25 protein-coding genes are annotated in these 23501 nt (G+C 66.3%); 19 read left to right on the top strand and 6 right to left on the bottom strand.

What is annotated here, in order from left to right:
- Positions 1–47: 47 nt before the first annotated feature.
- Positions 48–422, bottom strand: coding sequence for a hypothetical protein (locus tag OCW50_RS08810; protein WP_262297202.1), 375 nt, complete (start codon positions 420–422; stop codon positions 48–50).
- Positions 423–759: 337 nt separating this feature from the next.
- Here OCW50_RS08810 and OCW50_RS08805 point away from each other — a divergent pair, with 337 nt between their 5' ends.
- The 7 genes from OCW50_RS08805 to OCW50_RS08775 all read left to right on the top strand — a co-directional run bounded on the left by OCW50_RS08805 (position 760) and on the right by OCW50_RS08775 (position 9377).
- Positions 760–2613 (top strand): ABC transporter ATP-binding protein, encoded by a 1854-nt coding sequence (locus OCW50_RS08805; protein WP_262297201.1) that lies wholly within the window; start codon positions 760–762, stop codon positions 2611–2613.
- 185 nt (positions 2614–2798) lie between these two features.
- Entirely contained in the window at positions 2799–4235 is a 1437-nt protein-coding gene (locus tag OCW50_RS08800; protein ID WP_262297200.1) for a M20 family metallopeptidase, read from the top strand.
- A gap of 145 nt (positions 4236–4380) precedes the next feature.
- A complete protein-coding gene (locus tag OCW50_RS08795) occupies positions 4381–5319 on the top strand; it encodes a ring-cleaving dioxygenase (RefSeq protein WP_262269051.1) in 939 nt (312 codons plus the stop codon).
- Between the two features lie 236 nt (positions 5320–5555).
- Entirely contained in the window at positions 5556–6074 is a 519-nt protein-coding gene (locus tag OCW50_RS08790; RefSeq protein WP_262297199.1) for a putative pterin-binding protein, read from the top strand.
- A gap of 32 nt (positions 6075–6106) precedes the next feature.
- On the top strand, positions 6107–8038 hold the full coding sequence (locus tag OCW50_RS08785) for a putative bifunctional diguanylate cyclase/phosphodiesterase (protein ID WP_262269053.1): 1932 nt from the start codon (positions 6107–6109) through the stop codon (positions 8036–8038).
- A gap of 163 nt (positions 8039–8201) precedes the next feature.
- Positions 8202–8828, top strand: coding sequence for a type B chloramphenicol O-acetyltransferase (gene catB, locus OCW50_RS08780; protein WP_262269054.1), 627 nt, complete (start codon positions 8202–8204; stop codon positions 8826–8828).
- A gap of 162 nt (positions 8829–8990) precedes the next feature.
- Entirely contained in the window at positions 8991–9377 is a 387-nt protein-coding gene (locus tag OCW50_RS08775; protein ID WP_173945993.1) for a 6-carboxytetrahydropterin synthase, read from the top strand.
- A 75-nt stretch (positions 9378–9452) separates the two neighbouring features.
- On the opposite strand, the gene OCW50_RS08770 is transcribed toward OCW50_RS08775, so the two are convergent.
- Positions 9453–10271, bottom strand: coding sequence for a MipA/OmpV family protein (locus OCW50_RS08770; RefSeq protein ID WP_262297198.1), 819 nt, complete (start codon positions 10269–10271; stop codon positions 9453–9455).
- A gap of 435 nt (positions 10272–10706) precedes the next feature.
- Positions 10707–11255 (bottom strand): BON domain-containing protein, encoded by a 549-nt coding sequence (locus OCW50_RS08765; RefSeq protein ID WP_262269057.1) that lies wholly within the window; start codon positions 11253–11255, stop codon positions 10707–10709.
- Between the two features lie 94 nt (positions 11256–11349).
- Between OCW50_RS08765 and OCW50_RS08760 the strand changes: the two genes are divergently transcribed.
- The 3 genes from OCW50_RS08760 to OCW50_RS08750 all read left to right on the top strand — a co-directional run bounded on the left by OCW50_RS08760 (position 11350) and on the right by OCW50_RS08750 (position 12927).
- Positions 11350–11622, top strand: a complete 273-nt coding sequence (locus OCW50_RS08760; RefSeq protein WP_262297197.1) for an HNH endonuclease — start codon at positions 11350–11352, stop codon at positions 11620–11622.
- 86 nt (positions 11623–11708) lie between these two features.
- A complete protein-coding gene (locus OCW50_RS08755) occupies positions 11709–11888 on the top strand; it encodes a hypothetical protein (RefSeq protein WP_262269059.1) in 180 nt (59 codons plus the stop codon).
- A gap of 307 nt (positions 11889–12195) precedes the next feature.
- Positions 12196–12927, top strand: coding sequence for a dienelactone hydrolase family protein (locus tag OCW50_RS08750; protein WP_262269060.1), 732 nt, complete (start codon positions 12196–12198; stop codon positions 12925–12927).
- Positions 12928–12953: 26 nt separating this feature from the next.
- Here OCW50_RS08750 and OCW50_RS08745 read toward each other — a convergent pair whose 3' ends face one another.
- A complete protein-coding gene (locus OCW50_RS08745) occupies positions 12954–13655 on the bottom strand; it encodes a winged helix-turn-helix transcriptional regulator (RefSeq protein ID WP_262269061.1) in 702 nt (233 codons plus the stop codon).
- A gap of 61 nt (positions 13656–13716) precedes the next feature.
- On the opposite strand from OCW50_RS08745, the gene OCW50_RS08740 reads away from it, so the two are divergent.
- The 5 genes from OCW50_RS08740 to OCW50_RS08720 all read left to right on the top strand — a co-directional run bounded on the left by OCW50_RS08740 (position 13717) and on the right by OCW50_RS08720 (position 16996).
- Entirely contained in the window at positions 13717–14148 is a 432-nt protein-coding gene (locus OCW50_RS08740) for a VOC family protein (protein WP_262297196.1), read from the top strand.
- A gap of 22 nt (positions 14149–14170) precedes the next feature.
- Positions 14171–14599, top strand: coding sequence for a DoxX family protein (locus OCW50_RS08735; RefSeq protein ID WP_373371345.1), 429 nt, complete (start codon positions 14171–14173; stop codon positions 14597–14599).
- Positions 14600–14762: 163 nt separating this feature from the next.
- Positions 14763–15227, top strand: coding sequence for a DUF4126 domain-containing protein (locus OCW50_RS08730; RefSeq protein WP_262297195.1), 465 nt, complete (start codon positions 14763–14765; stop codon positions 15225–15227).
- Entirely contained in the window at positions 15224–16603 is a 1380-nt protein-coding gene (locus tag OCW50_RS08725; protein WP_262297194.1) for an FAD-containing oxidoreductase, read from the top strand. Before OCW50_RS08730 ends, OCW50_RS08725 begins: the two co-directional genes overlap by 4 nt.
- Before the next feature lie 177 nt (positions 16604–16780).
- Positions 16781–16996 (top strand): hypothetical protein, encoded by a 216-nt coding sequence (locus tag OCW50_RS08720; protein WP_262297193.1) that lies wholly within the window; start codon positions 16781–16783, stop codon positions 16994–16996.
- Positions 16997–17034: 38 nt separating this feature from the next.
- Here OCW50_RS08720 and OCW50_RS08715 read toward each other — a convergent pair whose 3' ends face one another.
- A complete protein-coding gene (locus OCW50_RS08715; RefSeq protein ID WP_262297328.1) occupies positions 17035–17949 on the bottom strand; it encodes a LysR family transcriptional regulator in 915 nt (304 codons plus the stop codon).
- A gap of 104 nt (positions 17950–18053) precedes the next feature.
- On the opposite strand from OCW50_RS08715, the gene OCW50_RS08710 reads away from it, so the two are divergent.
- Positions 18054–19223, top strand: a complete 1170-nt coding sequence (locus OCW50_RS08710) for a mandelate racemase/muconate lactonizing enzyme family protein (RefSeq protein ID WP_262269066.1) — start codon at positions 18054–18056, stop codon at positions 19221–19223.
- Between the two features lie 15 nt (positions 19224–19238).
- Here the strand turns inward: OCW50_RS08710 and OCW50_RS08705 are convergent, their stop codons facing one another.
- The gene (locus OCW50_RS08705) at positions 19239–19946 is read right to left on the bottom strand and encodes a GntR family transcriptional regulator (RefSeq protein ID WP_262297192.1); all 708 of its coding nucleotides are present in this window, start codon (positions 19944–19946) and stop codon (positions 19239–19241) included.
- Between the two features lie 264 nt (positions 19947–20210).
- Between OCW50_RS08705 and OCW50_RS08700 the strand changes: the two genes are divergently transcribed.
- From OCW50_RS08700 to OCW50_RS08690, 3 genes are all read left to right on the top strand, one after another.
- Complete coding sequence (locus OCW50_RS08700; protein ID WP_262297191.1) at positions 20211–21188, top strand: tripartite tricarboxylate transporter substrate-binding protein; 978 nt, start codon at positions 20211–20213, stop codon at positions 21186–21188.
- A gap of 88 nt (positions 21189–21276) precedes the next feature.
- Entirely contained in the window at positions 21277–22359 is a 1083-nt protein-coding gene (locus tag OCW50_RS08695; protein WP_262297190.1) for a tartrate dehydrogenase, read from the top strand.
- 61 nt (positions 22360–22420) lie between these two features.
- Positions 22421–23497, top strand: a complete 1077-nt coding sequence (locus OCW50_RS08690) for a tartrate dehydrogenase (RefSeq protein ID WP_262269070.1) — start codon at positions 22421–22423, stop codon at positions 23495–23497.
- Positions 23498–23501 lie beyond the last annotated feature (4 nt).

Raw genomic sequence — 23501 nt, 5'->3', positions numbered from 1 at the left:
GCCGTCATGGACGCCGAGGGGACGCAGACGGCTCACCCGTTCGCGGATCAAGGGTCCAGGGGCGCCCGCACCAAATCCACGCGCGGCTCAGGGGTCCAGCCCAGCTGGCCGGCAACGTGCGAGTACAGCTGCGTGGTGAGAAAGCGGTTCTTGACCGCCACGACAAGGTCGCGACGTCCCGAATATCGCCAGAGCGGCTCATCGGCTCCAGCGGCCGGCGATAGGACTTCGGTGTCATGGGACACGAGGCCGTGATGTCTGTTCAGCTCGAAATTGATGCGATACTCGTCGAAGTCTTTTCGTCCGCTCGTCTGGACCTTCACCCGGGCCACGACCAAAATATCGCAGCGCCCTCGCAACGGCTCGGCCGACAACTTGAGGGTATCCCACAGAATGACTGAGCCCGGCGCAAGCTCGACCATGGCGGTTCTCCAGCGCCCAGAATACAGCCACATCGCCCCCTTGAAAACGGTTTCATGATCCGATCACCGACACGGCCGTCAATGCCGGGACGGATCAATGACGGGATGGCGCTCATCCCACCTGCAACAATGAACCCGATCGGTCGCCTCCTGACGAACGCTGCCTCGTCGCGTGGTCTCGCCACCCGTGCGAGCGGCGCTCCGCCGGACAATCCGTCGGGGCGTCCCGGCCGTCGAGCGGGTCATCAACTTCGCGCGATTGTCACCCTCGCGACAAAGAGTGTTGCATCATTGCGCCCCGCCCGGCTGATTCGGGCCGGAGACCAGAGACGCGCCGATGTTCCGCTACTTCGAGACCCGGATCGACTTCACCAGAAAGCCCCCGGAGGAGCCGCCTCCGGACAACCTCTGGGGCTTCTACTGGCACTTCATCGCGCAGGCCAAGGGGCTGTTCATCGCGCTGTTCGCGCTGGGCTTCGTGCTGGCCGTCGTCGAAGCCCTGATCCCCTGGCTCATCGGCCGCCTGGTCAATGCGCTCTCGCACACCTCGCCCGAAGGCATCTTTCACGAGGCGGGGGGGCTGCTGGCCGCCATGGGGGCCATCATTCTCCTGGTGCGTCCGCTCGGGACGATCCTGTTCCGGCTGCTCGTCAACCACTCGCTGGCGGTCTCCTTCACAACCATGGTGCACTGGCAGAACTACTGGCATGTGGTGCGCCAGCCCCTGGGGTTCTTCCAGGAGGATTTCGCCGGCCGCATCGCCAACCGGGTGCTGCAGACCGGGCGGCCCCTGCGCGAGACCGTCCTGTCGGTGGCCCGGGCCGTCTGGCAGATCCTGATCTTCGGAGCCGCCTCCATCGGGCTCCTCGGCACGCAGGACTGGCGCCTCGCCCTGCCGATGACCGGATGGTTCCTCCTCTACGCGACCCTGCTCGCCGTGTCGCTGCCGCGGATCCAGAAGCGCTCGCGCGCGTCCAGCGAGGCACGCTCGGCCGTTACCGGCAAAGTGGTGGACAGCTTCACCAACATCATGACGGTGAAGCTGTTCGGGCGTCGCAAGGACGAGGACGACTACATCAGCGAGGGCTACCGCCGGCTCAACGACTCCTTCATGAGCCAGCAGCGCATCAACACCCTCTACGTGGCCGGGCTCACCGTCCTGAACGCGGTCTTCCTGGTCTCCACCGGCGCCGTGGCCGTGTGGCTCTTCAGCGACAACCGCATCGATGCCGGCACCATGACCACGGCCCTGCTGCTCTCCACCCAGATCGTCTCCATGTCCGGCTGGGTCGCCTTCGAGGTCATGGGGATCTTCGAGAATGTCGGCACCGTGCAGGAGGGCATGAAGACGATCTCGCGCCCGCTCACCATGCAGGACAGGCCCACGGCCAAGCCCCTGGTCGTGGCCCGCGGCGAGATCCGCTTCGATCACGTCAGCTTTTCCTACGGCGACGGCGACACGGTCATCGACCGGCTGCGGCTCACCATCCGTCCCGGCGAGAAGATCGGCCTCGTCGGCCGGTCCGGCGTCGGCAAGACGACCCTGGTCAACTTGCTCCTGCGCTTCTTCCAACCGCAGGAGGGCCGCATTCTGATCGACGGCCAGGACATCGCCGACATCCAGGAGGAAAGCCTGCGCGGCCAGATCTCGGTGGTCACGCAGGACACGTCCCTGCTGCATCGCTCCATCCGGGAGAACATCCTCTACGGGCGGCCCGCGGCGAGCGATGAGGCCATGCATGCGGCGGCCCGTCAGGCCCATGCGGCCGCGTTCATCGAGCGTCTCGTTGATGGGCGCGGACGGCGCGGCTTCGACGCGCATGTGGGCGAGCGCGGCGTCAAGCTCTCCGGCGGCCAGCGCCAGCGCATCGCCATCGCCCGGGTGATCCTCAAGGATGCGCCGATCCTGATCCTGGACGAGGCGACCTCGGCCCTGGACTCGGAAGTGGAGGCGGCGATCCAGGAATCGCTGTCCACCCTCATGGAGGGCAAGACGGTGATCGCGATCGCGCATCGTCTCTCGACCCTGCAGCTGATGGATCGCCTGATCGTGATGGACGACGCCCGGATCGTCGAAGAAGGGACGCACGAGGAGCTTCTGGAGAACGGCGGCCTCTATGCGGGCCTCTGGTCGCGCCAATCCGGCGGGTTCCTCGCGCCGCGCCGGGGCGTGCCGGACGAGGCGGTCTGAACCGGGCGCCCGCAACCCATGTCCCATCCATGTCCCACGTGGACGAGCGTCCGCAGGCCGCGCCTCGAGCATGTGCGGGACGCATGCGGTTTTGTCTCGCCTGCAATGCGGAGCTCCGCTCTTTTCCGTCCGGGCATTCGCCCATAGTGTTCGCCCACTCTTCACCCATGAGACACCATAACGTTATGCACAACGACCGACTGAGCCTTGAGGCGATCGCCCGTCATGTGGACGCCAAGGCCGAAGACTATTGCGATCTGAGCGACCGCATCTGGGCCGCCCCCGAACTCGCCTTCGAGGAACACCGCGCCGTCGGCGAGCAGATTGCGCTTCTGGAGCGCGAGGGCTTCCGCATCACGACGAATGTCGGCGGCATGGCGACCGCCTTCATGGCTGAATTCGGAAGCGGCGGACCCGTGGTCGGGATTCTGGGCGAGTTCGATGCCCTGCCGGATCTCGCGCAGGAATCCGGGCGTCTCGACCATGCTCCGACGGTGGCGGGGACGCCGGGCCACGGCTGCGGCCACAACCTGCTGGGGGCCGGTTCCGCCCTGGCTGCGGTCGCCCTCAAGGATGCGCTTCAGGCGGAAGGAATCGCCGGGACCGTGCGGTATTACGGCTGCCCGGCGGAGGAGAGCGGCTCGGGCAAGACCTTCATGGCCCGCGCGGGCCTGTTCGACGATCTCGACGCCGCCTTCTGCTGGCACCCGAGCGTGGTGAACGAGGTGCAGACCGCATCGTCGCTCGCCTGCATCCAGGCCTATTTCCGCTTCAGAGGGCGCGCCGCGCACGCGGCCGCAGCGCCCCATGTGGGCCGGTCCGCGCTCGATGCGGTCGAGCTGATGAACGTGGGGGTGAACTACATGCGCGAGCACATGCCGTCCGACGCCCGCGTGCATTACGCCACCACCAACACCGGAGGCGACGCGCCCAACGTAGTGCAGGCCTTCGCGGAAACGCTCTACCTCGTGCGCTCGCCCCATCTGCCCGATGCCGAGCGGCTGTTCGAGCGCGTGAAGAAGATCGCGGAAGGCGCCGCCCTGATGACGGAAACCGCCGTCTCGGTTCAGATCACGGACGCCACCTCCAACGTCGTGCCCAACAAGGCGCTCCAGGAGGCCATGTACGAGAACATGCGCCGCCTCGGACCGCCCGGCTTCGACGCGGCCGACTACGCGTTCGCCGAGAAGCTCCAGAAGGCGGCGCTCACCGACGAGGAGATCCTGGCGAGCGTCAAGCCGCACGATCTCTCGCTCAGGACCAAGATCCTGCACGATGGCGTGCTCGCCATGCCGGTCCGCGAGGAGGTCATGATGGGCACCACCGACGTGGGCGACGTGAGCTGGATCGTCCCGACGGTTCAATGCCATACGGCCTGCTTCGCTATCGGCACCCCGTTCCACACGTGGCAGCTCGTCACCCAGGGCAACCTGCCGGCCGCCCATAAGGGCATGGTGCTGGCCGCCAAGGCCATGGCGGCCACGGCCGCGGACTGCCTGCGCAATCCGGACCTCGTTCTTCGCGCCAAGGCGGAGCTGAAGGAGCGCACCGGCGGACGGGATTATCGCTGTCCGATCCCGGAGGACGTCACTCCGGACGATCTGCGGGCGAAAGCCGCCTGACCGATCGATATCGCGATTTCTGCAAGCATCTCGGCCATCCGCCGGGGTGTTCTTGCATTTCGGCAAGAACACCTTGGCGTCCCGGAGGCTCGCAAGGCCATTCCGGCGGGTCTATCTTCATCGCAACTTCGATGGAGAAAGCACCATGCAACTGACGGGAATTCACCATTTGACCGCCGTCACGGCAGACGCGCCCCGCAACCACGCCTTCTATACGCAGGCTTTGGGAATGCGCCTCGTGAAGAAGACGGTGAACCAGGATGACGTGAGCGCCTATCATCTGTTCTACGCGGACGGGAAGGCCTCACCCGGCACGGACATCACGTTCTTCGACTGGCCCGTCGAGCGCGAGCGGCGCGGCACGCACAGCATCTCGCAGACGGCCCTGCGCGTGAACGGCGAGAAGGCGCTGCAATGGTGGCGGGATCGCTTCAAAAGCCTCGACATCCGCAGCGAGGCGATTGCGGAGCGTGACGGGCGCCTCACGGTCGATTTCGAGGATTTCGAGGGCCAGCGCCTCAGCCTCGTCGACGACGGCGGGCAGGGCGAGGTCCATCCCTGGGAGCAGAGCCCGGTGCCGGTCGAGTACCAGATCCGGGGCCTCGGCCCCATCCGGATCAGCGTGCCGAAGCTCGACCGGACGGCCCGCGTGCTGACCGAGGCCATGGACATGCGCGCCGCGCGGGAATACCGGGTCGGCGACACGCCGGTCCATGTGTTCGAGATGGGCCAGGGCGGTCCGGCCGCAGAGCTGCACGTCGCGGTGGAGCCCGGTCTGTCCCCGGCCCGTCCGGGGGCGGGGGGCGTGCACCACGTCGCCTTCCGGACGCCCAATGAGCAGACCTATCAGGAGTGCTGGGAGCGGCTGCAATCCCTCAGGGCACCCTCCAGCGGTCCGGTCGATCGCTATTACTTCCGGAGTCTCTACTTCCGGGAGCCGAACGGGATCCTGTTCGAAATCGCCACGGACGGTCCGGGCTTCGCCACGGACGAGCCCATGGACAAGCTGGGTGAGAGCCTGGCCCTGCCGCCCTTCCTGGAGCCGCGCCGGGCGCAGATCGAGGCAGGCCTGAAGCCGCTCTAGGCGAGCTCTGCCCTCACGTCGAATAGGACGGCCGTCCTCAAGCCGCCTCGCACGACCATGCGGGGCGGTTTTTCTTTGTCGGCACGGCGAATCATCTCCTGCCGCTACGTTCAGATAACCATTACAAAATAACACCGGCGCATTCGCCGCTTTTACTTCCGAGGTTGAGTTGTGTAACACTTCGATCAATTTTATGTGTTTCTATCGCTTACATTAATTTCCGTAGGGGGATCTGCATGCTTGGCGCCAAGATGAGAACGGGCCTGCTGGGGACGCTCGTTGCGTTCGTGGGAATCATCGGTGCGGCGTATGCCGCGTCGCTCGCAACTCCCAAGGAGCGGCCGATCCTCACGATTACGGGAAAGATCGGCGTCACCAACAAGGACAATACGGCGCAGTTCGACCGGGCCATGCTGGAATCCCTCGGCCTCGTCACCATCGAGACGACGACGCCCTGGTATGACGGCAAGGTCAAGTTCGAGGGCGTGTCCCTCGACAAGCTGATGAAGCAGGTGGAGGCGAAGGGCGAGCGCGTCTCGGTCGTCGCGCTGAACGATTACGCCACTGAGATTCCGACGGCGGATTTTGCCAAGTTCAACGTGATTCTCGCCCTCAAGCGCGATGGCGAGTACATGTCCGTACGGGACAAGGGCCCGCTTTTCATCGTCTATCCCTATGACAGCAATCCGGAGCTCAAGAGCCAGACGTACTACGCCCGCTCGGCTTGGCAGGTTGCCAAGATCGAAGTGAAGTAGCGGCCGTCGGCAGGCCTCGGAGGCCCCAGCACTTGTCTCTGCGCACCTTCAAAACGGTTATCGCGATCGTCATCGGCGGCTTCCTGATCGCCGGCATCTATATCTCGGTGCTGGTCGTTCAACGCCAGGGTGCCTTGCAGCAGATCTCGGTTTACAACCCTGCCTGGGAGGCCAGTCAGGCCTCCACCGAATTCGTTCGACTGGAGCACCGCCTCTCGGAGTTCGACCGGCCCGGGAGCGGGGTCGACAAGGATGAGGTCTCCCTGCGCTACGATATTCTCGCCGGCAGGGTGAAGATGTTGAACGAGGGTGACTTCCACGCCCTGCTCCGGCGCGATCCCGAGCATCAGGCCAGTCTCGGGCGCATGCAGAGCACCCTCGACGCCATGGAGCCGCTGATCCAGAACCTGGAGCAGCCCGGCAATGTCCAGAAGGTGATCGAGGGACTGCGACCGTTCGACGGCACCCTGTCTCAAATCGCCTCGACCGTTCTCATCTATGGCTCGGAAACCGTTCAGAAGGATCAGCAGGAACTGATCCGGCTGCATTGGGCCTTCTCCGGCATCGCGGCAAGCCTGATCCTCGTCGGCGTCGTCCTGATCTTTCTGCTCGACAAGCACAACCGTCTGCTCGGGCGGGCCCACGAGGAACTGCATGTCCTGGCCCATCAGGATGCGCTCACGGGCCTTCCGAATCGCGTGGTTCTCCGCAACGAGCTGGAGCACGCCCTCACGCGCTTGAAGTCGAACGGACGCACGGTCTCGGTGGCCTATCTCGACCTGGATCATTTCAAGGACGTGAACGATTCGTTCGGTCACGAGACGGGCGACGACCTCCTCAAAGCCGTGGCGGACCGCCTCCGCGCCTGCATTCCCGCGAGCGAAGGTCAGGTCCGAAGCCTGATCTCCCGGTTCGGCGGCGACGAGTTCGCCATCCTCCAGACCGGAATCCGCCGGCCGGAGGAAAGCGCCGCCCTCGCGGCGCGCATCGTCGAGGCCCTGCGCGCGCCCTTCCGCGTGAATGGCCAGGAACTGTTCATCGGCACCAGCATCGGCATTGCCCTGGCGCAGAAGAACATGACGCCGAGCCAGATTCTGAAGCACGCCGACATGGCCCTCTACCACGCCAAGGCCGATGGCCGCGGGACGTTCCGCTTCTTCGAGCCGGACATGGACGAGCAGCTTCAGGCCCGCCGTGCCCTGGAGGTCGATCTGCGCAAGGCTGTCGGCAACGGCGAGTTCGAGCTGTTCTATCAGCCGCAGATCAACATCCAGAGGAACGAGATCGGCGGCTTTGAAGCGCTCCTGCGTTGGCACCATCCCGAGCGCGGTCTCGTTCCGCCGGCGGAGTTCATCCCGGTCATCGAGGAGACCGGCCTCATCCTGCCCCTCGGCGACTGGATCATGGAGGAGGCTTGCAAGGAGGCCGCGACATGGCCGAGCGACGTTCATGTCGCGGTCAATCTCTCGCCGATCCAGTTCAGGAACCGGGGACTCGTGCAGAGCGTCAGCCGGGCCCTGGCCGTATCGGGGCTGGCTCCCAAGCGGCTGGAACTGGAGATCACCGAATCGGTGCTGCTCCAGGACAATGAGATGACCGTCTCCACGCTTCATCAGCTGCGCCGGCTCGGCGTCCGCATCGCCATGGACGATTTCGGGACCGGCTATTCATCCCTGAGCTACCTGCGCAGCTTTCCCTTCGACAAGATCAAGATCGACCAGTCCTTCGTGCGGGAGATGTCCCAGCGGGCGGACTGCCTCGCCATCGTGCAATCCGTGGCCAACCTGGGCGCCAGCCTGGGCATGCCGACCGTGGCCGAGGGCATTGAGACGGAGGACCAGCTGCGGCAGGTCCAGGCCGCCGGCTGCACCGACGCGCAGGGCTATTACTTCGGACGCCCGAAGCCGGCGCGGGAGCTCGTCCACACCCTGGAGGGCCTCAAGCACAAGGTCCAGGTCGCCTGAGAGACGCCCGGCCCGGCAGCCGGGATGTTCGTCCGATGCTCAACTCTTGAAGCGGCGCATCGTCCGGCGCGGACCCAGCGGCCACGCGAGTGAAAACCGGATCCACTTTTCCGCACGATGCGCTAGCTCCCTTGTGCTACCCTTGCGTTGAACGAGGGGCAGCATGACGAATTTCTTCCAGAGGCCGTTGCAAGGAATTCCCCTATCGGAGCAGGTCACCAATCCGCACATCGTCGTCGGGCGCTACAGCTATTACTCCGGATATTACCATGGGCATTCCTTCGACGATTGCGCCCTCTACCTGCAGCCCGACGAGCCTGAAGTCGACAAGCTGATCATCGGCAGCTTCTGCTCGATCGCCACCGGCGCGACCTTCATGATGCATGGGAACCAGGGGCATCGTCGCGACTGGATCTCGACCTTTCCGTTCTTCTACATGAACGGCGACGAAGCCTTCGGCGCGCCGCAGGACCCGTTCCTGCCGGCCGGCGACACGGTGGTCGGAAGCGACGTCTGGATCGGAGCGGAGGCCATGATCATGCCGGGGGTCCGGATCGGCCACGGCGCCATCGTGGGAAGTCGGGCGGTCGTCACCCGGGACGTCGAGCCTTATGCCATCGTGGTCGGCAACCCCGCCCGGATGACCAGGAAGCGCTTCTGCGACGATGAGATCGCCATGTTGCTGGAGATGGCCTGGTGGGACTGGCCGCTCGAACGGATCAGGGAAGCCATCCCGTTCCTGTGCGGCGGCGACATCGCCGGGCTTCACCGGTTCTGGCGCGAAGGCTGAGGAGCCTGCCGCAGGCTCGCATCGCGCGTCGCCGGCCCGGGGACCGATAAGAGAAAATACCTCCCCGATCTTTGCCGACCCGGACCATCTATGTTACGCAAGGTCACTTGTCCAAGCGCCAGGCCAGTGGGCCGGAATCGAGACAGACCGGGAGCAGGGTGGATGAAGACATATTGCGAATTTACGTTCGAGGCCGCGCATTCGGTGGCGCCCTATTCCGGACTTCACGGGCATACCTTCATCGTCAAGCTCACTTTCGGCGGTCCGGTCGACGAGGTCTATGGCTGGCCGGTCAATCTCTACGACGTCGAGAACTACATCAAGGAGATCAAGGGCGAACACGGCTCGGGCCTCGATCACGGCAACCTCGATCTCAACACCGAGATCGGCATCGCGTCCCTGGAGAACGTCACCACGTATATCTGGAGACTGGTGAAGGCGCGCTTCCCGAACCTCGAAGAAGTCGAGCTCCGGCGCGGCATGCCCGGCTCCACGGAAGGCTGCATCTATCGCGGCGAAACGGCGGGCGCCGTCGGCCTCGCGGCCTGAGCGACACACTTCCTCACCGGATAAAAGAGCCGCCCTCGCGAGGCGGCTCTTTCGTTTTTGGGACAGGCGACGTCGTTAAGGCGCGTAGCTGAAGGAATAGGACGCGGTCAGGCCGAAGCCCCACTGGTTCTCCGAGCCGAAGCTCTTGACGATCGGGCTGTCGGCCGCGTCCCCGACCAGACGCTTGTAGGTGACGAACGCGGTGGTCGACCATTGCTGCGACCAGTCGTAGCTGATCGCGCCCGTCGCGCCCACCGACGTGATGCCGCCGGACGGCCGATAGGGCGTGACCTGGCCGTTCAGTGCCGCCTCGACGGGCGTCACGCCGAAATAGGTGCGGGTGAATTCGGAGTCGCCGAGAGCGAGGCGAGGACCGATCGAGACCGTGAACGCCCCGAAGCGCTGCACCGCGTCGAGGCCGAAATCGGCCACGAATCCCTCGTGACCCCCGAAGCCGCGCCGGATCTCGGCGCGGGCGCGCAGGAACTCGAGCGGCCAATATTCCACGAACACGCCGGGCTCCACCGCCCAGTCGATCTTCTCCAGGCCGAAGAGCTCGCGGTTGTCCTGCAGATAGCGTCCGCCCACGAAGCGGCCAACGACGCCGATCCGGAAGGCCGACTCTTCCAGGAACGAGAAGCTCAGGCCGTCGTCGGGAGCACTGAAGCGCTCGACCGTGCCTGCCCGGCGGACGCTCAAGGACGGATAGCCGATGAAGCTGAACTCGTCCGAACCGGGATAGGAGGGGCCGACCCGCAGGTTGCCCTTCACGGTGACGATCCACCCCGAGGAGGCCTGAATGGGCTCCTGCGAGAACAGCAGATCCGCCGCCTGAGCCATGCTCGAACCCGCCACGACGGCCGTCAGGAAGGCGAGGGAGGGGACTACGCGCATGGCTTTTCCAATCCGAGATTCCACCCTGCCGTGGTGGCCTCAAACGGACGTAAGGTCAAGCCTGGGATTGCACCTATGGTTTCGTCTTGATGACGATGGGTCACGGCGACCGGAGCGCCGCCGTCGGAGAACTTTCGCGCAACTGGACGGTTGAACACGGGACAGGATGTTGCAAGGGAGACCCTTCGAGGTGACCAGCGCCAGCTCTCATCCGCAGCCGGATGAATTCTATCCCAAGCCGCCCCCGACCGAGCCGGTGCCGAGCATGCCGATCCCGCCCGAGACCCCTGTACCGCCCATGCCGCCCGGCGCTCCTTCACCTCTGCCGGAGCAGCCGCCGGCATCGGACAAGCCGATCACTCATCCGATGCCGCCGCCCGAGGTTCCGTGACGATTCGGACGGCAGATCGTGGCCCGAAGACCTCAAGCCCCTCTTCAGGCCCCTTGCACGCGCAGGTTGTTCTGAACGTGGAGAGCCCCTGAGGCCAGCTCCGCAAGATCTTCCGCGCGCCGCTTGACGCCGCGGCTGGAGACGGTGCCGTTGAGGGTGATCTCGCCGTCCTTCACCAGAACCTCGACGTCCGAGGCATCGATGAAGGGGTCCGCGGTCAGGCGTTCGCAGACATCCTCGTGAATGCGCTCGTCGGAACGCTTGTATCCCTTGGGTCCGCGCCCGCGATGGGCCCCGGAGGAGGGCGCGTCGTCGCGACCTGATCGCGCCTCGGCATCATTCGGATCACGTGAGCCGAAGGCGCCAAGTCCGGAACGGCCGCGGCCGTAGCCGGGATCGAACCCTTCGTCGTCCGGAGGTCCGCCCCGCCCGTCGTCGATCACGCCGCCGGCAAACTCGTCGGCGTCGCCGCCGTAGCCGCCCGGATATTCACGACCTTCGCCGCGGAAGCCGACGGCACCGCGCGGCGGCATGTCGCCGTAGCCGTCGTCGTCATTGAATGGGTTCCGGTTCCTGCGGCGGGTGTCTACCATGGTGGTTGCTCCTTCGATTGCAGGAGCAACCACCCCGCTTCCCCTCCGGTTCCACACGAAAAGACCGCCCGAAAGGAACGCCGATTCCATCGCCATGAAGACAGCGCAACGCATCAGGCTCTTCGACGACGTCTTCGCCCGCGACGCGGGCCGCTGCGTGTATTGCGGCATCCCCGCGCGGCGCCCGGGCCCGGGCGTGAAGCGTGCGCCCGATCTCGCGACCCTGGACCACGTAATTCCCAAATCCTTCGGCGGTCCGCTCAATCGGGACAATGTCGTGCTGGCCTGCTCGGCCTGCAACAACGAGCGCGGCACCATGGACGCGCAGGCGTTCAGCGCCCTGAAGGCGAGCCTGAGGAAGTTGTGAACGCCACGTGGAAGCGCAGGCGTGGAACAGCGTCATCCGTCCCGACGTTCGTCAGCAGGAATCGCCATGGCGAAAGGACAGATGCGATGAATATCGAGGATCAGGTGCGGGACGCCATCGTGGCCGAGCTGAAGCGCCAATCCGAGGCCGGCGAGCAGGGGCTGCGCGTCACGTCCAGCGACGCCGAGACGATCACCGTCGAAGGTCGCGTCAATCTCGACGAGTTGACCATGGCGGTGGTGGGATCGCTGGCCGGAGGCCCCTGATCCTTCAGGTGTTCGCCGCAGCTCCCCGTTCTGCGGAGGCGGCTTCCTTCTGCGGGCCGAGCGCGAGATAGCGGAAGCGGCCGGTGCCCTCCGGCGCGGCGTCCAGAGGGGACAAGCTCTTGTCCCTGTCGCGCTCTCCAACCGCTCGGCGACCGCAATCTGGCGAAGGAGTCATCATCGATGCCCTGGCACCCCGGCAGGCGTGACCGCATTTGAAAGGACGCGCCTCTGCCCTCATAGGAGAGGCCAGGAAACGCCCGCTTCCGGCGAGGGTTCCGACAGGCGGCGTAGACACGAGGAGAGGATCTTGGCCAAGCAGGATATTTCGATTCGAACGGAAGACGGAACCGCCCGGGCCGGGCTGTTCCGCCCGGACCATCCGACCGCCGCGGGCGTCATTCTCTACATGGATGCCTTCGGACCCCGTCCCGCCCTCGACGCCATGGCCGAGCGTCTCGCCGCTGAGGGCTATGCGGTTCTCGTTCCCGACCTCTTCTACCGCTTCGGCGATTACGGCCCCTTCGATGCCAGGACGGCCTTTTCCGAAGAGCCTTCCCGCAGCGCCCTGCGGAACATGATCGAGGGCACGAGCCAGGACATGACCCGGCGCGATTCGGCGGCGTTCATCGATGCCCTGACGGAGGCCGGGGCGACAGGCCGGATCGGCACGGTCGGCTATTGCATGGGCGGGAGCCGTGCTCTCCATGCGGCCGCCGCCTATCCCGACCGCATCGCCGCCGCCGCGAGCTTCCACGGCGGACGGCTGGCCAGCGATGCGCCCGACAGCCCGCACCGTCATGTGGCGACGATTACGGGGCGCGTCTATGTGGGCAGCGCGGGGGTCGACGGCAGCTTCCCGCCGGAGCAATCGGCCCTGCTGGCCGAGGCTTTGCGCCGGGCGGAGATCGACCACATCATCGAGAACTATGTCGGCATGGCCCATGGCTGGGCGGTGTCCGACCACAGCGTCTATGACGAAGGCGGGGCCGAGCGGCACTGGAAACGGCTCACCACCTTGTTCGACGAGACCCTGCGATAGGACGGCCATCGCCCGCCCGACATCCCTCAGGCGGGCCTCGACGCCTTCGTCGGGAGCGGGAACAGGCTCACGAAACGATCGGCGAGGGCGCGGTCGCCTTCGACCTGGAGCGCGCCGACTTGTTCGAGGGCTTCCAGCGTCTGGCCGCCATAGATCGCGCCGGCCAGGACCGGCGGAATTCCCGACAGGATCACGTCGGCTTCGTCGAGGGAGCCGTGGGTGATCGCGAAGCGGCCCTCCGCCAGGCGGGCCAGGAAGGTCTCCTCGCCGACGCGAAGGCCGATCCGGGCGTCCAGGCCGCCGGCCCGCCCGGCATCGAACATGGTCCTCATGGACAGCACCAGCGATGCCGTGCTGAACGGCAGGGTGGGATCGTGCGACGGAGAGCGCGCGGCCCAGCGGCCGAGGGCCTGAAAGATTGGCTCGCTCTCGTAGCCCCATTCCGTCAGCTCGTAGACCTGCACGGCCGCGGGCGGAGGCAGCCGGCGTCGCACGAGGATGCCGGACGCTTCCAGTCCCTCCAGGCGCTGGGTGAGGACGTTGGCGCTGATGCCGGGCAGGCTCTCGCGCAGGTCCCCGAAGCGCTTCGGCCCCAGCATCAGCTCCCGCATCACCAGCAGAGCCCAGCGCTCCCCCACCAGATCGAGGGCATGGGCGGTCGCACAGGCGTCGTCGTAACGGCGCCGGGGGCGGCTGTTCACAGGCTCGGTTATTTTTTCTAACTTCATAGTTGCTATTTATAACTTTCCATGGAATGACTGTCAAACCACAAGCTTGAGGGAGAGATCGATGCCCAAAATGATCTTCGTGAACCTGCCCGTTGCCGACCTGTCCAAGTCCATTGCGTTCTACGAGGCTCTGGGCGCCGTGAAGAACGAGCAGTTCACCGATCACACCGCCGCCTGCATGGTCTTCTCGGAGACGATCCATGCGATGCTCCTGACCCACGACAAGTTCCGCCAGTTTACGCCCAAGAGGATCGCCGACGCCCGGGAAACCTCCGAAGTGCTGATCTGCCTGTCGGCCGACAGCCGCGACCAGGTCGACGGAACGCTCGCCAAGGCTGCGGCCGCCGGCGGCCGGGCCGATCCCGCGCCCAAGCAGGATTACGGCTTCATGTATGGCCGCAGCTTCGAGGATCCGGACGGTCACATCTGGGAAGTGATGTGGATGGATCTCGCGGCGGCCCAGGAGGCCATGAGCGCCCCGGCATTGGCCTGAGCCATCGGGAAGGAGAGACCCCATGACCGCGATGTCCGACACGCCGGCGGCATCCACCAGCACCCGAATCGGTGCGGCGATCTGGACCGGGCGAGCCCTGAGCGGGCTCGTCATCCTGTTCCTGCTCTTCGACGGAGCGATCAAGCTGGTGCCGCTTCAGGTGGTGATCGACACGGTGATCCCGCTCGGCTGGCCGGCCGATCCCGCTCTCTGGCGCGCGCTCGGCGTCGTGCTCCTCGCCTCCGCCGTGCTCCACGCCCATCCGCGCACCTCTGTCCTGGGCGCGGTCCTGATCACCGCCTATCTCGGCGGCGCCGTGGCCACCCATCTGCGCATCGGCAGCCCGCTGTTCAGCCATACGCTGTTCGGCGTCTATCTCGGGATTGCGCTCTGGGCCGGCCTCTGGCTGCGCGATTCCCGCGTGAGGGCTCTTCTGCCGCTCGCGCGCTGACCTGCTTTAGAGCATCGGATGGATCCCAAAAGTGCAAGTCCACTTTTCACGTCCGATGCTTTAGCCGCCACGGACGAGGCCGCGCCCGTCGCAGGCGCTGTCCGCCCGGGATTGAAAAAGGCCTCGTCCGCGGGCAAGCTTGAGCAAAGTGCAGGGGACAGCGATGGTCGTTTACGTGTTGGCGCTCCTGATCGGCGTGATCGCCGGCCTGCGGGCCATGACGGCTCCCGCTGCCGTCAGCTGGGCGGCTTCCCTCGGCCTCCTCAACCTCGAGGGGACCTGGCTGGCCTTCCTGGGCTACCGCTACACGCCGTGGATCATGACGGTTCTCGCCATCGGCGAGCTGATCGGCGACCAGCTTCCCACCACGCCGAGCCGCAAGACCCCGCTTCCCTTCGCGACCCGGATCATCGTCGGCGGCCTGTGCGGCGCGGCGATCGCCGCGCAGGGCGGCTCCTTCCTCGGCGGGTTCGTGGCGGGAGCCGTGGGCGGGATCATCGGCACCCTCGGAGGGGCGGAAGGCCGGGCGCGCCTTGCGGCCGCCTTCGGCAGGGATCGTCCCGCCGCCCTCATCGAGGATGCCGTCGCGATCCTCGGAGCGGTCCTGATCGTAGGAGCGATACCATGACCGAATCGTTCGATGCCATCGTGGTCGGCGCCGGCCAGGCCGGGCCGTCGCTTGCGGGACGACTGGCCAAAGCCGGCATGAAGGTCGCCATCATCGAGCGCAAGCTGTTCGGCGGCACCTGCGTCAATACCGGGTGCATGCCGACCAAGACCCTGGTGGCGAGCGCCTATGCGGCGCATCTCGCCCGCCGCGGTGCCGAATTCGGCGTGTCCATCGCAAGCCCCATCGCCATCGACATGAAGCGCGTCAGGGCCCGGGCCGACACGGTCTCGACGAATGCCCGCACGAATATCGAAACCTGGCTGCGCGGCATGGACGGACTCACCGTGATCGAAGGTCACGCGCGTTTCGAGGGCCCCGATACGATCCGCGTGGGCGACCGGCTCCTGCAGGCGTCGCGCATCTTCCTCAACGTGGGCGGCCGCGCGAGCATTCCCGACATGCCGGGCGTCGACACGGTCTCCTATCTCACCAACACGTCGATCCTGAAGCTCGAGACGCTTCCGCGCCATCTCGTGGTGGTGGGCGGCAGCTATATCGGGCTCGAATTCGCCCAGATGTACCGGCGGTTCGGCGCGCAGGTGACCATTGTCGAGAGGGGGCCGCGGCTGATCGCCCGCGAGGACGAAGACGTGTCGGAGGCCATCCGGGACATTCTGACCGGCGAGGGGATCACGGTGCGCACCAACGCTAGCTGCATCGGGTTCAAGCCCCATGCGGACGGCGTGGCGGTCGATGTCGACTGCACGTCCGGCGAGCCGGTCGTGATCGGCTCGCACGTGCTGCTCGCCGTCGGGCGCCGGCCCAACACGGACGATCTCGGCCTCGACCGGGCGGGAGTCGCCGTCGATGCGCGCGGCACGATCGTCGTCGACGACACGCTGGCGACCAGCGTTCCCGGCATCTGGGCGCTCGGCGACTGCAACGGCCGCGGGGCGTTCACCCACACGGCCTACAACGATTACGAGATCGTCGCGGCCAATCTGCTCGACGGGGCCTCGCGGCGGGTGAGCGACCGGCTCCTGGGCTATGCGCTCTACATCGATCCGCCCCTCGGCCGGGTCGGCATGACGGAAACGGAGGCGCGCAGGACCGGCCGCCCGCTCCTCGTATCCAAGCGTCCCATGACCCGGGTCGGTCGCGCGGTCGAGAAGGACGAGACCAAAGGCTTCATGAAGATCGTCGCCGACGCCGACACGAAGAGGATCCTCGGCGCGGCCATTCTCGGAACCGGCGGCGACGAGGCGATCCACGGCATCCTCGACATGATGAATGCCGGCGCCGACTACCCGACCCTGCAATGGGCGGTGCCGATCCACCCCACGGTCTCGGAGCTGATCCCGACGCTTCTCGGCGATCTGACGCCTGCCGCCTGAGGCGAACGAAGACCCGATCCCCGGCACGGGCACCCGGACCCGGCTCCCGAACAGCCCGGCCGGCCGCATTACGGAATTGTCATTTTCCCGCAATGCGTCGAGCAAACGGCCACGCCTAGGCTGATCTCCGCAAGGGTACCCGTTCATTGCCATGTCGGCCCTGCCGGAGGATCGTCCATGACGTCGAATCAGGAACTCAAGGGTTCAGGAGAGGCGAGGCTGTCGCCCCGGGATCTGAAGCAGATCCGGGAGGCCGTCAGCGAAGTGCGAGCCGCCACTCCGAGAAGCGTCCTGGCCGACCTGGTCGAGGACAAGATCCGGGCGCTCGCGAGCGAGGACCAGGACCTGCCGTTCGACGTGGCGCCGGCGCAGGACTGGCGGGTCTACGGCTGAAAACCTGTCCCTCGCGCGCATCGCCTCTTCACGACCGGTCACATCGGGCCGCTCGGCTGTTCGAGAATACGCCTCCACAGTTCGTCCGCGGCGTGGTTGCGGCAGTCGGGCGACCGGAACAGACGGATCTCGACCGGGATGTCGAACCGCTCGGGTCCGGCCCGCACCAGCCGCTGACGCGCCAGATCCTCCTCGGCGAGCCCGAGCGGGAGCCAGGCGACGCCGTGTCCCTCGCGGGCCATGGTCATCAGGGTGGCGGCCAGATGCGAGGTGAAAGCCCTTTCGAGCCCCGCCGCTTCGGCGCTCCCGACCGGATGCGCCGCCAGGATGCGGCCGAGCCCGGACGCGGAGCTGTAGGCGAGGAGCCGCGCCCGCCTCCCGGTCCTGCCTGGAAGGGGCCAGAGGGGCCCGCCGTCCGCATCGGGCGCGCAGACCGGGACCAGGAGATCCTCGCCTGCGCGGATGCTCTCGAAGCGGCTGGCGTCGAAGCGCGTCGGCGCATCCGCATGGGCGTGGCAGAGCAGGAAATGCACCTCGCCGCCGAGCATGATCTGCTCGCAGGCCTCCAGGCTGTCCGAGATCAGGTTGAGCGTGCCGAGCGCCTCGACCTGCATGTGCCGGCGGATCCAGCCCGGGAAGAAGGTGAAGGACAGGGCGTGCGTCGCGGCAATCGCCAGCGATCCCGTCTCGCGCTCGCCCGCGGAACGCGTCTCGCGTCTCGCGCGATGCAGATTGCGCATCAGATCCTCGGCCAGGGGGCGGAAGTGGAGCCCGGCCCGCGTCAGGCTTGCCCCCTGGGTCGCCCGCATGAACAGGGGCGTGCCGATCCAATCCTCGAGCGCACGAATGCGACGGCTGAAGGCCGGCTGCGACACGTTGCGGGCCTCGGCGGCCCGCGAAAAGTTCTTCTGCTCCGCCAGAGCCAGGAAATCCTCGAGCCAGGTCAGGTCCATGTCGATGCCGATCACGCATAACGCGAACCGATCTTGGCATTGGCCCGCCGGGCCTGTCCAGGCGTATGAAGACCGCCAATCCGCATCCTCCAAACGCGAGAAGGTTGTCCATGCGCATCATCGACGTCCGCGAAATCACCCAGCCGATCGCCTCGCCGATCCGTAACGCCTATATCGACTTCACCAAGATGACGACGAGCCTTGTCGCCGTGGTGACCGACGTGGTGCGCGACGGCCGCCGCGTCGTCGGCTACGGCTTCAACTCGAACGGCCGCTACGGCCAGGGCGGCCTCATCCGCGAGCGCTTCCGCGACCGGATCCTCGAGGCTGCTCCTGAGAGCCTGCGCGACGAGAGCGGCGACAACCTGGATCCTCACAAGATCTGGGCCACGATGATGAAGAACGAGAAGCCCGGCGGGCACGGCGAGCGCTCGGTGGCGGTCGGCACCCTCGACATGGCGATCTGGGACGCCACCGCCAAGATCGCCGGCAAGCCGCTCTTCCGCCTGCTGGCCGAGCGCAAGGGCCGCGAGGCCGATCCGCGGGTTTTCGTCTATGCCGCCGGCGGCTACTATTATCCGGGCAAGGACGACGGTGCCCTGCGGGCCGAGATGCGCAGCTATCTCGACCGCGGCTACAACGTCGTGAAGATGAAGATCGGCGGTGCCTCGATCGCCGAGGACCAGCGCCGGATCGAGGCCGTGCTCGCTGAGATCGGATCCCAGGCGCAGCTCGCGGTCGATGCGAACGGACGCTTCGATCTCGAGACCGCGATCGCCTACGCCAAGATGCTGCGCCACTACCCGCTGTTCTGGTACGAGGAGGCCGGAGATCCCCTCGACTACGCGCTCCAGGCGGCGCTGTCCGAGTTCTATCCCGGCCCCATGGCGACCGGCGAGAACCTGTTCTCCCATCAGGACGCCCGCAATCTCCTGCGCTACGGCGGCATGCGGCCGGACCGCGACTGGCTTCAGTTCGACTGCGCCCTGTCCTATGGGCTGGTGGAGTATCTGCGCACCCTCGACGCGCTCGAGCAGTTCGGCTGGTCGCCGTCCCGGTGCATTCCGCACGGCGGTCACCAGATGTCGCTCAACATCGCGGCCGGTCTCGGGCTCGGCGGCAACGAGAGCTATCCGGACCTGTTCCAGCCCTATGGCGGCTTCCCGGACAGCGTGCGGGTGGAGAACGGCCACATCGTCATGCCGGAGCTGCCCGGCATCGGGTTCGAGGGCAAGTCGGACCTGATCAAGGTCATGCGCGAACTGGCCGAATGATCCTCGTCGCGCGCCTCACAGGTGCTTGATGCCGACGCTCGCGATCAGCGGGAGAAGCTCGTCCCGGGCGTCGATCCGGTGCTGGCGGGCCTGGTGATGGGCCTCGGCCACTTGGCCCGTCCGGATCGCCTCGGCCATGGCCCTGTGGGCGGCGGCCGATCCGGTCGGCTTCGACCGGAGCCTGAGGGTGAGCATCCGGGCCCGATGGGCCTGGTCGGTGATGGTCTGGGCGATCCGGAGAATGCGGCTGTTGCCGCACCGCTCCACAAGAAGGCGGTGAAACTGGTCGTCGGCCGTCGCCCAGGCATGAAGATCGTCCCTGCGAAGGGCCTGTTCCATGCGCGCGGTCGCCTCCTCGAGCTCCTTGGCGACCTGGCTCCGAGCCTCGAGGGGCAGAGCGGCGAGAAGCTCCGCCGCGCGGGCCTCGATGGCGATGACCACGTCGTAGATCTCCCGAATGTCGTCCGGGGAGAGCGGACAGACCTGCACGCCCCGCTTGGAGAGCACGCGGACGAGGCCGTCCTCCTGCAGGCGGATGATGGCCTCGTGCACTGGGGTCCGGCTCATGCCGAGCCGCAGGGCGATCTCCTGCTCGGAGCCCTGGTAGCCGGGCGGGAAGACGTTGTCGCGGATCGCGTCCTTGAGCGCCCTGTAGGCGTCCTCCACCAGCGACGGCTTCCTCACGGTCGCGGCCGTCCGCACCTGCTTCACCTTGCTCGCCATGGGGCCTCCCGCCTCAACATGCGTCCCTGCGCTCTTCCATACAAGAATGAATGGATGCTTGACAAACAGGCCATGTCGCGATCACTGTTCTTGCATGCCAACTTCCATGGAAGCTTAAACGCAACCGAGGAAGCCAACCACGCTCGTGTGAGGCAGGGGCATTCAGGGGCAGATGGACAGGGCCACGAGATGCATAAATCTCGGACCAAGGGCGGCGAGACGCGCCCGCTGTCGCCCAAAAATCCTTGAGGGAAGGACACGACGATGAAGAAAGCTCTCTTGACCGCCGCACTCGCCTTGGGCTTCGTCGCGACAGCCGCACAGGCGCAGGGAACCTACCCGACACGGCCGATCACCCTGGTGGTTCCGTTTTCCGCCGGCGGCACGACCGACGTGGTGGCCCGCCTCATGGCCGACCACATGGGTCGCACGCTCGGCCAGCAGCTCGTGGTCGAGAACGTCACCGGCGCAGGAGGCACCGTCGGCGTGACCCGCGTATCGAAGGCCGAACCGGACGGGTACACGATCCTGATGGGCAATCTCGGCACGCAGGCGGCGAGCGTCGGCCTCTATCCCAAGCTGGCCTACGATCCGCGCACTGATTTCGAGCCGATCATGAACTCGGCCGCCACACCGATGCTCGTGGTCGCCAAGAAGGACCTGCCGGTCAAGGACTTCAAGGAATTCATCGCCTATCTGAAGGCGAACGCGCCCAAGATGAACTACGGTTCGGGCGGCGTCGGGTCGACCTCGCATCTGACCTGTCTGTTCCTGGAATCCCTGCTCGGCGTCAAGCCGCAGCACGTGCCCTTCCGCGGCTCGGGCCCGGCCCTGAACGCACTGCTCGGCGGCCAGGTCGATTACGTCTGCGATCAGACGGTTGCCATCGTGCCGACTGTGCAGGCGAAGGAGGCGAACGGCCTCGTGGTCGCGGTTCCCAACCGCCTCCCGGTCATCCCGGACGTGCCGACATCGGCCGAACAGGGGCTGCCGCAATTCCAGGCGACCGGATGGAACGCGCTCTTCGCCCCCAAGGGAACGCCCAAGGAGATCGTCACGAGGCTGAACGCCGCCGCCAGGGCCGCCCTCCAGGACGAGACCACGCGCAAGCGCCTGCTCGACCTCGGCGCCGAACTCCCTGACGAGGCGGGCCAGACGCCGGAGGCGCTCGCCAAGCTCGTCAGCGCCGAGATTGACAAATGGGTTCCCGTCATCAAGGCCTCGGGCGTTACGGGACAGTAACACCCGGGGGCGGATGCGCGTGCCGGACGGGTCCACGACCGCCCCAGGCCTTCATGACAGACGAACGGATCTTCACACGGATTTTCACATGGCATCGGATCACAAGAAGCGCTATCGGCTCGCCGTCATTCCCGGCGACGGCATCGGCAAGGAAACCACCCCCGAGGGCGTGCGCGTCCTGGAGGCCGCGGCCAAGAAATTCGGCTTCGACCTGCAACTCGATCATTTCGACTTCTCGTCCTACGACTACTACGCCAGGCACGGCCGCATGCTGCCCGAGGACTGGAAGGAGCAGATCGGCTCGCATGATGCCATCTTCTTCGGAGCGGTCGGCTGGCCGGAGAAGATCCCGGACCACGTCTCGCTCTGGGGGTCGCTGCTGCAGTTCCGGCGCGAGTTCGACCAGTACATCAACCTGCGGCCCGTGCGGCTGATGCCGGGCGTGCCGACACCGCTCGCCAACCGCAAGCCCGGCGACATCGACTTCTGGGTGGTGCGCGAGAACACCGAGGGCGAGTATTCGTCCATCGGCGGCAAGATGTTTCCCGGCACCGACCGCGAGGTCGTCATCCAGGAAACCGTGATGACGCGCATCGGCGTCAACCGTGTGCTGCAATTCGCCTTCGACCTCGCGCAGAAGCGGCCCAAGAAGCACCTGACCTCGGCCACCAAGTCGAACGGTATCTCGATCACCATGCCCTACTGGGACGAGCGCGTGGAGGAGATGGCCAAGCGCTATCCGGACGTGACCTGGGACAAGTACCACATCGACATCCTGACCGCCCATTTCGTGCTGCATCCCGACTGGTTCGACGTGGTCGTCGCGTCGAACCTGTTCGGCGACATCCTGTCCGATCTCGGGCCCGCCTGCACGGGCACCATCGGCATCGCGCCCTCGGGCAACATCAATCCGAACAGCGACTTCCCGTCGCTCTTCGAGCCGGTCCACGGCTCGGCACCCGACATCGCCGGGCAGGGTGTCGCCAACCCCATCGGCCAGATCTGGGCCGGCGCCATGATGCTGGAGCATCTCGGCGAAACCGAAGCGGCCGCCGCCATCGTCCAGGCCATCGAGGACGTCCTGAGCGAGCGGACCCTGCGCACCCGCGATCTCGGCGGGAATGCCGGAACCGAGACCACCGGCAAGGCCGTGGCCGAGGCGCTCGGCTAATCGAACCCGACACGATCCTCGGCCGCCGCCCGTCCGGCGGCCGACAACACCAGGTGCCATCATGAACAGCTACAAGATCGCCGCCATCCCGGGCGATGGAATCGGCAAGGAAGTCATCGCGGCCGGCGTCGAGGTCCTTCACGCCCTCGCGGCCCGCGACGGGAGCTTCCGGCTCGATGTCGAGACCTTCGACTGGGGCTCGGACTACTACAAGGCTCATGGCGTCATGATGCCGGAGAACGGCCGCGAGACGCTCAAAGGCTTCGATGCGATCTATTTCGGCGCCGTGGGCGCGCCGGACGTTCCCGATCACGTCACCCTGTGGGGCCTGCGCCTGGCGATCTGCCAGCCGTTCGATCAATACGCGAACGTGCGCCCGACACGCATCCTTCCGGGGATCGAAGGGCCTCTGCGCAACGTGGCCGCGAGGGATCTCGACTGGGTGATCGTGCGCGAGAACTCCGAGGGCGAGTACGCCGGCCAGGGCGGCCGCTCGCACCGGGGGCTGCCGGAGGAGGTGGCCACGGAGGTGTCGATCTTCACCCGGGCCGGCGTCACCCGCATCATGCGCTATGCCTTCAGGCTCGCGCAGTCGCGGCCGCGCAAGCTCCTGACGGTGGTGACGAAATCGAACGCCCAGCGCCACGGCATGGTCATGTGGGACGAGATCGCCGCCGAGGTGGCGCGGGACTTCCCGGACGTGACCTGGGACAAGATGCTGGTCGACGCCATGACCATGCGCATGACCCTCAAGCCCCAGAGTCTCGACACCATCGTGGCCACCAACCTGCATGCGGACATTCTGTCGGATCTGGCTGCGGCGCTCGCCGGCTCCCTCGGCATCGCGCCCACGGCGAACCTCAACCCGGAGAGGAATTTCCCGTCGATGTTCGAGCCCATCCACGGCTCCGCCTTCGACATCACCGGCAAGGGCATCGCCAATCCGGTCGGCACGTTCTGGACGGCCACCATGATGCTGGAGCATCTCGGCGAGAAGCCGGCCGCCGAGCGCCTCATGCGGGCGATCGAGCGGGCGACGGCCGATCCCTCGCTGCATACGCCGGATCTCGGCGGCCAGGCCACGACCCGTCAGGTCACGGATGCGGTGATCGCGGCCATTCACGGTGACAACGCATAGGGGG

This window comes from Microvirga sesbaniae (assembly GCF_025460805.1).
GTDB lineage: Bacteria > Pseudomonadota > Alphaproteobacteria > Rhizobiales > Beijerinckiaceae > Microvirga > Microvirga sesbaniae.
Note: the sequence above shows the minus strand (reverse complement) of the source record. Positions and strands in the feature narration are given on the sequence as shown.